10 protein-coding genes are annotated in these 14,136 nt (G+C 63.0%); 1 reads left to right on the plus strand and 9 read right to left on the minus strand.

The features are described 5' to 3' along the window. Window positions 1–96: 96 nt before the first annotated feature. From AC0L2R_RS27885 to AC0L2R_RS27915, 7 genes are all read right to left on the minus strand, one after another. A complete protein-coding gene (locus tag AC0L2R_RS27885) occupies window positions 97–5,205 on the minus strand; it encodes a helicase-related protein (protein ID WP_473512726.1) in 5,109 nt (1,702 codons plus the stop codon). 84 nt (window positions 5,206–5,289) lie between these two features. Next, complete coding sequence (locus tag AC0L2R_RS27890; RefSeq protein WP_473512728.1) at window positions 5,290–5,688, minus strand: DUF3085 domain-containing protein; 399 nt, start codon at window positions 5,686–5,688, stop codon at window positions 5,290–5,292. Between the two features lie 10 nt (window positions 5,689–5,698). Continuing rightward, window positions 5,699–6,301 carry a DUF1419 domain-containing protein gene (locus AC0L2R_RS27895; protein WP_473512730.1) on the minus strand — a complete coding sequence of 201 codons (603 nt, stop codon included), beginning with the start codon at window positions 6,299–6,301 and terminating at the stop codon, window positions 5,699–5,701. Window positions 6,302–6,745: 444 nt separating this feature from the next. Continuing rightward, window positions 6,746–6,928: a hypothetical protein gene (locus AC0L2R_RS27900; RefSeq protein ID WP_473512732.1), complete on the minus strand. Its 183-nt coding sequence runs from the start codon at window positions 6,926–6,928 to the stop codon at window positions 6,746–6,748. A gap of 226 nt (window positions 6,929–7,154) precedes the next feature. Beyond that, window positions 7,155–8,060 carry a DUF3991 and toprim domain-containing protein gene (locus AC0L2R_RS27905; RefSeq protein WP_473512733.1) on the minus strand — a complete coding sequence of 302 codons (906 nt, stop codon included), beginning with the start codon at window positions 8,058–8,060 and terminating at the stop codon, window positions 7,155–7,157. 202 nt (window positions 8,061–8,262) lie between these two features. Further along, window positions 8,263–8,397: a hypothetical protein gene (locus AC0L2R_RS27910; RefSeq protein WP_473512734.1), complete on the minus strand. Its 135-nt coding sequence runs from the start codon at window positions 8,395–8,397 to the stop codon at window positions 8,263–8,265. A 275-nt stretch (window positions 8,398–8,672) separates the two neighbouring features. Further along, window positions 8,673–9,179, minus strand: coding sequence for an SOS response-associated peptidase family protein (locus AC0L2R_RS27915; RefSeq protein ID WP_473512736.1), 507 nt, complete (start codon window positions 9,177–9,179; stop codon window positions 8,673–8,675). Between the two features lie 58 nt (window positions 9,180–9,237). On the opposite strand from AC0L2R_RS27915, the gene AC0L2R_RS27920 reads away from it, so the two are divergent. Beyond that, window positions 9,238–9,825 carry an SOS response-associated peptidase gene (locus tag AC0L2R_RS27920; protein WP_473512737.1) on the plus strand — a complete coding sequence of 196 codons (588 nt, stop codon included), beginning with the start codon at window positions 9,238–9,240 and terminating at the stop codon, window positions 9,823–9,825. 27 nt (window positions 9,826–9,852) lie between these two features. Here the strand turns inward: AC0L2R_RS27920 and ligD are convergent, their stop codons facing one another. Both ligD and AC0L2R_RS27930 read right to left on the minus strand, forming a co-directional pair. Next, complete coding sequence (ligD, locus tag AC0L2R_RS27925) at window positions 9,853–10,845, minus strand: non-homologous end-joining DNA ligase (protein WP_473512738.1); 993 nt, start codon at window positions 10,843–10,845, stop codon at window positions 9,853–9,855. 229 nt (window positions 10,846–11,074) lie between these two features. Further along, a complete protein-coding gene (locus AC0L2R_RS27930) occupies window positions 11,075–13,798 on the minus strand; it encodes a UvrD-helicase domain-containing protein (protein WP_473512740.1) in 2,724 nt (907 codons plus the stop codon). Between the last annotated feature and the right edge of the window lie 338 nt (window positions 13,799–14,136).

Consider the following 14,136-nt stretch of genomic DNA (forward strand, 5'->3'; position numbering starts at 1 on the left):
ATCTGCGAGGAGCCCTCTCTTCCTCCCTCCGCTCCCCGGTCTTTCCTCTCCCCTGGAATGACACTCCATGGAAGCGACGGGCCAACGCACGCCGCCTCACGCTGCGCGGGCCTCGTCCTTCCTATTTCCCTCGACGTCCTGGGCGAGTGATTTCTCGATGTCGCCAAGCCGTCGGCGTTTTTCGGCCAGCTCACCCGAGAATGCGAAGCTGCCACCCTCGCGCGAGCGATAGGCTGCCAGACGTCGCTCGGCCTCGGCGAGGCGATGGCGATAACGCTCCTGCTCGTCCTCAAGGCTGGCGAGGACGTGCTCCAGGCGGGCGATCGCACCGAGGGGTGTCGTGGTCACGGGGAGCTCGATTTCCGTCTCGGCCCCGGTGCGCATGAGCACGGTGGCGTACCGATAGCCATCCTGGCCGAAACGCTCGCCGGAGTATTCGAGCTCGAAGCCGCCAATCGTCGCGATCACGGCGGCGTCGGCGTGCTGGAGCTGGACCAACGTCAGAATCTCCTTCATCAGCGCGCGCCCGGCGAGCTTGCGTTCGGCGAAGGTCGCGTCGCCCACCACCATCCGGAAGGCCTCGCCCGCGGTCGGAACCAGACGCTCAAGATCCTCGGCGATCTCGCCGATGCGACGTGTCGAATATTCGATGTCGCGTTCGGCGTCGCGGATCTGTCGGCGGATGGCGAACTGATCGTCCTGATGGGCCGAGCGCAGTCTTTCGAGCCGGGCGATGTCGGCTTCGAGGCCGGCTTTCTGCATGAGGCGCGGATCGCCCGATGCAATGGCCTTGGCCATGGCGAACTGGTTCGCCTGCCCCTCACCGAGATCCTCGAGCCGGCGGATGGAGGTATCACCTGAAAGGGCTGCCGCAATGAACCGGGCCTTCCGCTCATTGTTCTGCCACATCTGCGCATCCATCGACCCTTCCGTGGCATAGGCGAAGATGTCGACGACGTCGTGCTGGTTGCCCTGCCGCAGGATACGACCCTCGCGCTGCTCGATCTGCGAGGGCAGCCACGGCACGTCGAGATGGTGAAGAGCCTTGAGGCGCAGCTGCGCATTGACGCCGGTGCCCATTGTATCGGAGGAGCCGATGAGGAAGCGGACCTTGCCGGCGCGGACATCGCCGAACAGCCGCTGCTTGGCCTCCGACTTCTTGAAATCCTGCATGAAGGCGATCTCGTAGGCTGGGACGCCGAGACGCACGAGCTCATCCCGAATCCAGCGATAGGCCGAGAAGCCCCGGGTCTTCTCGACGCTGAGCGTGCCGAGATCGGAGAAGATCATCTGGGCGGCGCCGGTCTGCTCGAACGGCTTGCCGTCCGGACGGACATAGGCAACGTCCGTCGTCTCTTGCCAGATGCGAAAGGCATTGCCGACGAGGTCGTTGAGCTTGTTGTCGAGCTCGTTGTCATTGTCGGCATCGACCAGGCGTAGGTCGATCGCGGCATGGCGCCCGTCGGTGATGACCGAGAGCAGGATATCGTCGCCGGGTTCGGGCGGCCGGTCGCGTTGTTCGATCGCCTTGATGCGAGCATCGAGCAGGAGCTGGTAGCGCTTGAAGGCCGACGAGGGCTTGGAGGTCCTGATCTGCCGTGAGCCGGTCGAGAGCGCCGGCACCTTCACATATTCGTGCAGGTCCGCCGGCATCACCACATCCGCGAAGCAGCGGAACATGGCGATGAGCTCGGGGACGTTGACGAAGGTGGCGAAACGCGTCACCGGCTTGTATTTGCCGTTGGGCTGCAATTCGAGCTCGGTGGTCACGTCGCCGAAGGTCGACGCCCAGGCGTCGAATTCGTGCAGGCCGCGCTCGAACAACGCGGCATAGCCGAGATAGCGCTGCAACGAGAACATCTCGCCCAGCGTATTGGTAATCGGCGTGCCCGACGCGAGTACAAGCGCCCGTCCGGGGTTCTTCGTCTCGACAAAGCGCGACTTCACATAGAGGTCCCAGGCGCGCTGCGAGCCGTTCGGGTCGATACCCTTGAGTGTCGACATGTTGGTGGCGAAGCTGAGCTTCCTGAACTCCTGCGCTTCATCGACGATGATCTGGTCGATGCCGATTTCGGAGATGGTGAGCAGGTCGTCCTTGCGGGTGGCGAGCGCCTCCAGCCGCTCCTTGAGGCCCTCCTTCAGGCGCTCGAGACGCTTGCGCGACACGCGATCGCCGCTTTCGACCTTGGTCAACAGCGTCTCGTAGAGCTCGAGCTCGTCCTGAATCATCTGCTGCTCGAACGCGGACGGCACGCCGATGAAGCGGAACGCCGAATGGGTGATGATGATCGCGTCCCAGGTCGCGGTCGCCGCCCGCGACAGAAAGCGGTGCCGCTTGTCCTTGGTGAAGTTGGTCTCATCGGCAACGAGGATTCGGGCGGTCGGATAGAGCGCCAGGAATTCGCGCGCCGCTTGCGCCAGGCAATGACCGGGCACGACCAGCATGGCCTTTGCGATCAGGCCGAGACGGCGCTGTTCCATGATAGCGGCCGCAATCGTCATGGTCTTGCCGGCGCCGACGGCATGGGCGAGATACGTCGAGCCCGCCGAAATGATGCGCCAGATGCCCCGCTTCTGGTGCCCATAAAGAGAAAAGGCGCCAGAGGCGCCCGGGAGTTGGAGATGGTCCCCGCTGAACTTTCGGGGGGCGATGTTGTTGAAGCGGTCGTTGTAGACCCGCGCTAGGCGGTCGGTGCGATCGGGATCGGACCAGATCCAGTTCTGGAAAGCGGACTTGATCTTGGCAAGCTTTTCCTTGGCCGCTTCGGTATCGACGACGTTGAGCACGCGCTTCTCGCTGTCACCCTCCTTGATCGTGTCGAAGATCTGCGGCACCCGGCTGTTGAGGGCATCCGCGATGAGCTCGCCCGCATGACGGCGCTCGGTGCCCCACTCGGAGGTGCCGGCGGCCATCCAGCCGAGCTGCTGGGCGTCAACAGTCCATGAGGCCAGTTCGGGCATGTGGTGGATGCGGATCTCGGCACCCATTGTATCCTTGACGAAGGCGACAACGTCGGCGGCCGGAATCCATGGCGCGCCGAGACGCGCGGTGATGTCGGATGGACCGAGGTCGGCCGGCTGTACCGTGACCATGGCCCGGACATTGCGCTCGAAAGCCGGATCGAGCGCGGCGGCCGCTTCGGCGGCTTTGAGCTTGTCGCGGACCTTGCCGGAGAGATAGGCGTCATCCGTCTGCCATGACCCGCTTTCCGGATCGCGGAAAATGGAGTCGGCCAGGTCCGCAATCACCGTCTCGGCATCGACATGCAGCAATTCTGCAATGTGATCGATGTCAACATGGCCGCGCTCGTTGAGCACGATGGCGAGGGCATCGGCCGGCGAATTGATGATTGGCGCCGACGGCGGCGCGATGACCCGCTCGGAGAAGATCTGGCCGGGCCGAGCCGTGTCGGTATCGAGGTCATAGTCCTCGATGGAAGCGACCAGCCAGCAATCGGGATCGTCAAGGAACGGCTGCAGGTTCGGCCGGCGATGCGTCTCACGCACCTCCCCGCTCTCCGGGTCTTCCGTGGTGGAGACGACCGTGGTGTTGACCGGACCGAAGGCCCGGACGAAGTTTGACCAGGCAATGCGCAGCTTGACCTGCGCCGGCTTCCAGGGCCGGTCGAGCTCCTGGGCCTTGAGGACTTCGCGCACCGCATCGCGGATGGGGATGAGCTTGCGGATGATGCGGGCGTGCTTGTCGGGCACGCCTTCAGCGCCGCGTCGCTTTCGCACCGTGATGGTCACGGGCGCGCCGTCGACCATCTGCATCAGCGCCGTGTTCGGCGCGATGAAATAGCTACCCTCGCGGATCGACGAAGCGTCGGGAAGAGTCTCTCCTTCCCCATCGTCGCCGGCGCTGGGATCGATGATCTCGGGCGTGCCGTCGTAGATGGCTTCCGGGAGAAGACGGATCGCATCGGCAAGCGCTTGGTCGAGATCGAGGCCGTCGACCGGCAGGCACGTGTAGGCCTCGCCGAAAGGTCCGGAGGCCGTGGCATGCGTGCCGAGCACGAAATCGGGATGACGCGCTAACCAGCGGTTCACCCGGATTGCACCCACATCATCATCGGCGGGACGGACCTGTTCGAGATCGAGCCAGGTGACGTCGCCCTCGGCCTCTCCCGGCTGGCGCTTTCGGAAGAAGAGGATATCGACCACCACGTCGGTGCCGGCTTCGGCGCGGAAGCTGCCTTCTGGAAGGCGGATTGCCGCGACGAGATCGGCCGATTTTGCGATGTGCTCGCGGGCCGAGCTGTCGGCCTTGTCCATTGTCCCCGCGCTCGTGACGAATGCCCCAAATCCGCCCGGCTTCAGGAGATCGACGGACCGCGCGATGAAATAGTCATGCAGGCGCAGCCCCATGGATCGATAGGCGCGGTCCGAGCGGACGGTGCGATCGGAAAAGGGCGGATTGCCGATGGCGAGGTCGAACACTGCCGGCAGATCGGCACGGGCAAAGTCGGCATTGACGATGCGCCCCCGCGGCTGCAGCAGCCGGGAAATGCGGGCGGTGACCGGATCCAGCTCGACACCGGTGAGATGCACCTGGTCGCGAAGTCCCGCCGGCATCAGCGCCGGGAACAGCCCGCTGCCGATGCCGGGTTCGAGCACCCTGCCCCCGCGCCAGCCGAGACGCTGCAGCCCGGCCCAGATCGCCCGGACGATGAACTCGGGCGTGAAATGCGCATACTGCGTGCAGCGCGCCAGCGACGCGTAGTCCTGGTCCGAGACCGCCTCCTCGAGTGCGGCACCGATCTCATCCCAACCGGCGCGGAAACCGTCCTCGCCGGGACGCCGGAACACGCCATTGGCGAGCTCCGAGGCGCCGAAGCCAGTGAACCGCATGAGCCGCGCCTGTTCGTCGGCAGTCGCCGGACGATCCTCGGCCTCGATTTCGGCGGCGAGCCGGATAGCAGCCAGGTTGTCGCTTGCGCGCTGCTTCCAGCCTTTGGCAAGACCGCGATCGCCTTCGAGAATGAAGTTCTCGCCTCGCGCGACTGGCTCGCCCGCGCGGTCGGGTCGAGGAGCCGGCTGCGGGCTGAGCGGCGATTTCCGCGCCTCCGGCGCGGAGGGCGACAGGTCGTCCTCGAGGTCGTTGATGTCGAAGTCGCTGCCGAAGGCCGTGACCCCGAGACCGAGGCCGGACGAAAGGGCGGTGTTGTTGAACAGGTCGAGCGTGAAGGGATCGTCGTTGGACATTGTGATGTCTCCTGGAGGGATGGCGCGCACGAACGCCGGCCGAGCAGGTCGGCCGGGGATCTGCGGCGTGGGGTTCGGGAAAGGTCAGCGGGTGATCAGCGAGAGCGCGATTTCGGTCTCGGTGAGTTCAACGTTGAGGTGCGTCGATCGCATGTTGCGGTCGAAGAGCGGGATCAACCGCTCGGCTTCGATAAACTCGATGCCGTCATCGCCGCCGAAGTGGCGGCGCTTGTAGTCCCACCAGTCGGGATTGCCGGCCGGATGGCATTGCTCGGAATAGATGACGAGCGGACGTTCGCCCTCGGCGAGTTTTCCGTTGGACATGATGTAGACGCCCTCGTCGCCGACGAGCCAGATTCCGGGCTTCTCGCCCTCACCGGGCCGGGTGCCGTAATAGGGATTGCGGAACTCGCCATTGAGGGCGGCATCGGCAATGCCGCGGTCGACTACCTTGCGGACGCCAAGAATGGGAAAAGTGAACATCGCCCGCACCTCACGCCGCCGCCTTGATGGGCAGGTGCCTCAGATGCACCGGGAGCTTCGCCGCGATCTCCTCGTCGGTCAGATCATCGAGCAGCTTGAGCTCAGTGTGCCCCCCGCCATAGACGAGGACGGTGCGCTTGCCGCGGTGCGCATGCAGGAAGCGCTCGCCGGCGTAGCCGCGATATTCATCATGGGTGGCGCTCCAGATATGCTCCAGGCGCTCTTCATGCGTCATCGCCGTCACCGGCCGGGATTCACGCTCGACGATGGCGTCGCGCATCCCGACTGCAGAACGGGCTTGCGCCAGATCGCAATAGGCGTGGAAGTAGCGCATTTTGCCGTCGATGCGCAGCGTGTAGAAGACGCTGGTGATGCTGCCGGTGAGGAACTCACGCATGGCGAACATCTCACCCCGCATCCAGAGCGGCGGCAGGATTTCGAGCATGTAGTCGTGGTCGGCTCGGGCGATCTCGAACCACTCGCCGACGAACAACGCGCTGTCGTCGCTCTGCCAGCGATCGGGGCGCTGGACATGACGGTCAAACAGGCGGAACATCTGCCGGCGATCGGCGACGCCCTGGTAGATCTTGCGGGAGGGAGAGACGGGGTTCATAGCGGGCTCCTTGGCCTTTTGCGGGGCTGGAGCGCGGTTCATCCTCTTGACGTCACCATCATCTTCAGCCCTTGCGGACCCCTCCCCGCGGCCGCCTCTCCGTCCGGGCGGGTCAAGGGCCGGCGTCAGCCGGGCGAAGCTTCACCCTTGAGGCGACCGGCGGGCATGCGGCAGCCGGAATTGATTTTCTTCTCGCCGCCTCATTTCCCTCCCCAATTTGGTCGCACGCAGCGGCTCTCATGCACGGACGCGACCAACAGCCGTCATTGCACTCATGTTGCTTGGCACAACCACGGCCATGGCCGTCGAGCTGGAATCTCCCGACAGGGTCGATCCACTCTTTGACTGCTCGACGCCCGTGCTCGATGCGGACACGCCGGAAAGAGCAAAACTGCTCCGGGTTCAGTACGGGGGCGACGCTCTCGTCAGAGAGTTGCGCCAAACCTATGCGTGCCGACTCGCCGCCTGTTCTGGGATCAGCAGGAAGGCGCCGACAGCAGGCTGGTCCTGCGCTTGACCCGCGACGATCCGGTCGAAACGCGCAAGCTCTCGATCTGCGGCGAGCCGCTGACGGTCGCGTTTAATGCCGGCCAGATGCACACAAGCGAGGAGCTTCAAAAGCTTCACGCGGACAACCTCGAATGGTTCCGCGGCAGGTTCCCTGGGCTACAGGGGACCTATGCCGATGAACGCACGGGCGAGATCGTACTGGATATCTACATTCCGGGAGCCGAGGGCACGGACGTCGAGGCACTGCGGCAGCATGCCGAGTCCCGGCTGGGCGCTCCGCTGCGGGTCCACATGACGACGGCAAAACCGATGTTGAACCAGGAATGCTCCCCGGTAGTGGTTGTCAGCGCTGCTGCGCGGTTCTTGGTTTCAGCATCGCGTTCCAGTCCTCGGCCGCCGGTTTCAACCGTTCGAACTCGCAAGAGAGCTCGAAGGCAAGCTCGCGCAGGCGAGCGACGAAGACCTCGCCCTGAGGATTGGCATCGGTGGCCGCGACAAGCCGTGCCTCCGGCCGCTCTGCCACCAGGCGAATGGCCACGTCAGTCGCTGGCGACCAGCCGCCGCCGGTGCTGACATAAAGCGTGTCTGGTCTGCTTGCCTCGATCGCAGCGAGGCTCATGGCGTCGATGGCGGCTTCGGTCACGCAGACGCGGCCGGCGTCTGCCGGACCGAGCCGGAACAGCACCTTGCTGCCGCCCGTCGCAAAGCCGCGCCATTCCGGGCCGCGTTCCTCCCAACCGGTGACGATGCCGGCCGCATCGGTATGTGCCGCCCACATGCTGCCATGCGGGCCTTCGCGCAGGTCGTTCCGAGTGATCGCGGTGCGGATCACCGGTTCAGGAATATACCGTTCGTCGCGCAGGTAGCGCCAGGTCGCCGATCCGCGCCATGGCTTGCGACGGGCTCGCCAGCGTTCGGGAATGGAAAGATCTGGCTCGCGTTCCCGGGGCTGCCGCGTCCAAGCGGGCTCCGAGGGCACGAAGCCGACCAAGGACGCGACCTGAACGAATGCTTCCAGGAAATCGCAGCCGTCCAGATGCTGGACCAGCGAATAGACATCGCCCTTGGCGTCCGAAAGCGGATCGAACCAGCCCTTGCCGCCATGGATGACGATGATGATCGCGTCCCCGCGGCGATATTTCATCGCCCTGCGCGTGCTCTCCTTTAGATCGAGCGCAAACCCGCAATGCTCGAGTACAGCGCCGCAGGGCACTTTTTCTTTCAGCTCTTCCAGTTCTGCTTTTTCCATATTCGCCTGCACGTGCCCTGACGCGCTCCTTCCTATCCGATTCCCGCCCCAAGCTTATGGGGCACGAACCGGATGCCGCGAAGAGCAAGGCGGGCAAGGGCGCGGCCGGCAACCCGCCGATAGTGCCGGGTTGCCGGAACTGCAGGCCGCGGCGCAGCTTCCCTTGCCGGCCGCAGCGCGCAAGCGGCAACACCACCTACCATCAGGTATCGCGGCGCTCTTCCTCGGCCACGATCGCGCGGACCGCGTCAATATCCATCGCCGCCTGCAGCGCGATCCGGCCGACCTCGGCGGCGACCTTGGCCCAGTGATAGAACTCGCCCGCATCACCTTGCAAGCGCGCTCGGGTCGCGCGGCGCTGTGCCTCGTAATTGCGTTGACCTCTTCGGCCAAGATGAGCCTACGGGCATCGGCTTGCCAACGCCGCCGGATCGCCGTCTGTGTTCGACCCATCGCCGGATCGCGGTAAACATGGAGCCCTCCCTCTTCGCACGACAGCCCAGTGCGCGTCAGGGATGGCTGCCCGAACGGGTGAAGACCCCTTTGGGGCTTCAGCTCCGCCAACAGCCCGGCCCGCAGGGCGACGCCAATCACGAAGTTCGGGTTTTTGGTTCAAAATGCGAGCGCCGCCTGTGCAGATGCTTCGCGCGGCTGCGAAACCGCGAACGTGCCGGCAGGCAACGGCCGAAGCAACTTTTCTTCCGGACAAATCCGATCGAGCCAGTCCATCCGCCGATCACGTTTCAACACCGCCATCTGGCGGTCGTGGTAGGGCGCCACATCGTCGTTCGCCTCGATCGTCAGGATGGCATAAGCCTCAGGCCAGTCCCGTGTCGCCGGGCGCCAGACTCCAGCGAAATAGAACCAGTCACCATCGGCGAGCGAGAAGCTATAGGCCTTGCCCCTGCTCCGGTGCCGGAACTCGGATGCCGGAACGAGGCAGCGGTGACTGGGAAACGTCCTGCCCTCAGCGCGCACAACGGTGAAGGGCCTGCCTCCAACTTCGCTGGGCTGAAGGCCCCAAGGGAGCTCTGCCATCTCAACATCGCCGCCGTAGCGCCTTATGATGACGCGGCGTTCGTCGAGCGATGCGTCGGAATCGAAAACCGTCGCGCTCATGGTCACGCGAACATAACAGGAACACGATCGCGGTGCAATGCGATCGGACGGAGGATCGATGTGCAATGACTATCGATTGACGGTGGATGTCGCTTCGATCGTGGATGACTTCGCCGACCTGAAGATCAAGATCCGCTTCGGAGAAGGAGCGCCGAACCTCGAGGCGCGCGAGGACATCAAGATAACGGACGTAGCGCCGATCATCAGGACGATCGAGGGCGTGCTCAGCGAAGGCGATATGATGCAACGTCGCTGGAGCTGGCCCGGACCAAACAAGCGGCCCGTTTATAATTTCCGTTCAGAGGGCCGGGAGTTCTCGTCGAACCGGTGCCTCATCGTGGCGGACGGCTTCTACGAGTTCACCGATCCGATAGAGCCCAAGAAGAAGAAGGACAAGTGGCTCTTCACAAAGAAGGACGAGCCGATCTTCTGCATTGCTGGAATCTGGCGTGACACGCCGGAGGTCGGCGAAGCCTTCACCATGCTCACGATGGAGCCTGGGCCCGATATCGCGCCCTATCATGACAGGCAGATTGTTATCCTCGATCGCAGCGTGTGGGCGGACTGGCTCGACCCTTCGGTGTCAGCCAAGTCGCTGATCAAGCCCCTTCCACCCGGCACGCTGCAGGTGGCGCAAGTCGGATGAAATGAAGCGATCGGCGACCGATGCCGATCAGGGATGGGGCACGGAACGCACCACCTGCCGGGCCGGCTTGTCCTGCCGCTCCCCTTGATACGAGACCTGGCGCAGGAGATTGTCTTCGGTCCAGGTGAGATAGGCGACCTCGACCACCACTTCAGGCCTGACCCAATGCACGCGCGACAGCTCGAGCGGCGAGCCGAACCGGCTCTCGCGAGGCGGCGGGGCGTCGAGGGGCATTCGAGCTGCCTGAAGTGGCGCAAGCCGGCGAGCCAATCGCTTGAGCTCTGCAACCGTGATGCCCGTGCCGGCGCGGCCCGCGTACATCAGACGACCATCATCGGTGTAGTAGCCCAGAAGCAGCGAGCCGATATGCGGGCGGCTTCCAGTCGGATCGGTCCAGCCGACGACGATGAATTCCTCTCTGTTGAGACACTTTGACTTGACCCATAGGCCGCGATTGCCCGATGCGTAGGCGCTGTCGATCCGCTTTGAGATAGCGCCCTCGAGTGCAAGCCGGCAGGCGTGCTTGCGGAACGCAGGCCCGTCGCCGATCACGTGATCGCTGAAGCGCAGGCCGGGCATGTCGGTCGAAAACAGGCCTTCAAGTCGCGCTTTGCGATCGACGAGCGGAAGCTTCGCAATGCTCTCTCCGTTCAGGAACAGAAGATCGAAAGCAAAGAAGGCAAGATCGCCCGTGCGGCCCTCGTCCATAGCGGCCTGCAGGCGGCTGAAGGAGGTGACGCCGTCTGCCCGAACGGCGCACAGCTCCCCGTCGACATAGGCGTCTTTCACCGGGAGAGCGCGGAGGGCCGCTATCGTCGCTTGATAGCGATGCGACCAATCGAGGCCGGTGCGGGTGAGCAAGCGGATGTCGCTGCCGTCGATCCGCGCATGCATGCGGTATCCGTCGTACTTGATTTCGTGAAGCCAATCGGGGCCGTTGGGCGCTTCGTCGACCAGGCGCGTCAGCTGAGGCTCGATCCATTTCGGCGGATGCGTTTTATTCGGCTTTGTCGGATTCACCGTCTTTCGCGCCAATAGAGATAAAGCGTCGTCATGCGGGCCAGACTACCACATGATGACGGTATAGAACGTCGGGAATGTTGCGACCTTTCTCGCGCAAATGGGCGACGCCGCGTCAAGCCCTGACCTAGCTAAGCCGCGTAGATGCCGGCCAAGTCCGGTTTGGGCCAAAACGGCCGTGCCATCGCCGTTGTTAAAACGGCGAACCTCGCGAGCGGTACTCCTGGCGTTAGGCGCGTCTATGCTGGTGCGCCGTCGATTGCGCCGGAACACCTTCGCTGTGCCTGCAATCAGGGAACTGATTGCATCCGTGAAACACCGTCCCGTTCCTGTTGCGCTTCTCGACCATTTGGCCCACCAGACAAACGGGGCATTGACGCAAGGCAGCGCCTTCGATCGTCTCGTAGCGCACCTCATCCCCGGCTATCTCGCAAAGTTCCCGGATATAGCGGGACGGCTGGCGGCTGTTGGTGATGAGATATACGCCCCGGCTGGAGCGCGTGAGCGCGACGTAGAACAGGCGTCGTTCTTCAGCATAGGCGAAGGTTTCAGGTTGGGGAATGACCAGGTTGAGCAGTTCATCGTCCTCGATGCGGCTCGGCACGCCATAATCGCCTTCACTCACATCAAGCAGAACCGTGTAGTCCGCCTCAAGCCCTTTGGCCCGGTGAAAGGACTGGCCCGAAACCTCGATATTGGCGAAGGAGGGTGGGATCCCGCCGAACGGATCGAGCAGATTGTACCGCCATAGAACCAGCACTTTGAGTTTGGCGGCCGGTTCGCTGCGCCACTGCTCGGCAATGCTCCCCAGGGCGATGTCGAGCCGTTCGAGAAGACGATGGCAAGCCTGGGCGAATTCGGGCCTGCCGCGTTCGTCATCAATGGGAATGACCCGAATCGACCGCGGAATGGCAGGCCGTGTCGAACGAACCGATTTCGTGATCTGTTCGGGATTACGCTGGACGAATGTCGCGGCCGTCTCGGCAATGAGTTGATTGCAGCGATAGGTCTGTTCCAGGCGTCCCTGCCAGCTTGCCCCGAAATTGGCCTCGAACTGCGTGAAGATCGTGATGTCCGATCCGGCAAAGCGATAGATCGACTGCCAGTCGTCTCCGACTGCGAACACCTTGCTGAACGCCTTCTGCTGCTTGAGCGCCTTGATGAGGTTGGCGCGCGGCTCGGAAATGTCCTGAAACTCGTCGACAAGGATCAGGGAATAAGGACTCTGATACCGCCCGGTCTCGACCAGCCGGACTGCGTCGGCGATCATCGAGTCAAAATCGATCCGCTTGGTCTCTTCCAGTCTCCGGGAATAGCCCTGCGTGGTCATCCACACGACGCGGGCATAGAGCTTCGCGCGCTCCTTGTCGTGAAGGGTCCTGGCTCGCTCGAGCAGCATATCGAGCGTTAAATGGCTGGCGCGAATATGCTTGATGCAGGTGGATATGAGCTTGTGATAGTGCTTGATCACTACAGGGTCGACCGCTTTCGTGATCTCGGCATAGTTCTTGCGCTGGAAGTGAACCGCGCGCCGCGCCAATTCCGCTTCGAGTATGCTGAGCAGCGTCTCGCTGCTAGCCTGCGCCGAAGTGGTCTCGAAAAAATCGATCTCCTTCCGCCGATAGGCCTGCCGCTTGCTTTCGGCGTGCTGAACATAATTCGCAAAAGGCGACGTCCCGTCCGCATTAAGCGCGAAATGCTCATGCACCGTGTCAGTCGGCGGATAGTAGAAATCGGGATGCAGATGGCGAACCGTGCCGTCATCCTCCTCAACCGCAAGCTGCCGCTCGTATTCGAATGCGACGGAATGCAGCCACAGCCAGTTGACGATCTTCTGCTCCTGCAGCGATTTGACGATCACGCCGGCAAGCGAGCCGATCGTGGCTTCGCCCTTCCTGAGCCGATCCGAGACATAGCGACGGTAGTCAGCCTCGGTGTCGAAAACCTCGGTCGGGATGTCCGCCTTGGGATGCACCACGAGCAGGTCGCTCCACAATCGAGCGAATTCCGGATCGGTCTCGACTAGCTGCCGGATGATCTCTTCGATGACTCTGGCTTCGCCAGCGGGATGATCGACCCAGTTGGCAAGCTGGGGCGGACGTCCTTCGACCTCCTTAATGATGCCCCGTCCAAGCGCGTGAAACGTCGTGACGCGGCACTCCAGCGCGCTTTCTTCGACCTGTAGCTGTCGTGCGATCCTGGTCCTGAGTTCGTCGGCTGCGCTCTTATTGAAGGCCAGAAGCAGGATCTCATCGGGCCGGTAGAGTTGCTTTTCCAGGACATAGGCCAGCTTGCCGACCATGGTCGCGGATTTACCTGACCCGGCCGAGGCGACGAGCAGATTGTTATCCTCCAGACGGATACAGGCTTCGCGTTGCTGATCGGAAAAGGAGCGCCCGTCGAGATCGTCGAAAAATGGCTGGAATTTGCGCAACTCCGCGGCAACGAACGCTTCATTATAGGCGTGGCGAACGCCCGGGTCGGTCAGCATGGCGAACGAAGCCGGCAGGGACGCCTTGAGCCCGTCCGGCATCAATTGTGGATCCAGAAGCGGGTGAGAAAGCGCGGCAGCGGCGCTGCCGGGCACGCTGGCGATGGCCCGCCCGAGATCGGCCTGCGCGAGATACTGTCTGTTGTCTTCGGTGATCTCCCGAAGCCTGGCATCGACATCGAGCAAATGATCCGTCTCTGTGCCGATGAGGTCGAAGAGATGGGTGTTGATGAACGCATGAAGGTCCGCGGCCAGTTGCTCGGACGCGTCCCCCGACAGACTCGACAGATTGTCCGTTCTGCCGCGTGCGCGGATCTCGACGGTATGCCACAGCAGCGCCTTGCTGGTCGAAACCGACACGATATCGAGGCAGCTGAGATCAACATCGCCACCCTGGCTCAGCCGAATGCGCCCGGACAGCTTGGGGTCCAGGGTCAGCTTCCATTTTCCGGAAGGAAACATCCGCGCAAGGAAGCCAGGGCGGTATGTGCGCGCACGGCCAGATAGCAATTTACTCAGTGCCACATTCGATATGTCCAGTAAATCAAGGCTCCCAAGGAGCTGATTATCATCAACATATTGAGATGTTCCAAATCATCGCGGGCAACAGAATTGAAATGTTCGCGGAGACGCTGTCGCGGCCACAGTTCTGTCCCGGGACCTGACGCTTGGTGCCCGGTGCGGATTACCTGTTCCGACCGACCCTATGCGGACATCGTGCGCCGGAACATACCGAGGATCAGTTTTCACCCAAACTGTGGACGACCTCATTCCATTGATCGGAAAGCGAGAGGTGCCCT

The organism is Mesorhizobium sp. WSM4820, from assembly GCF_055811075.1.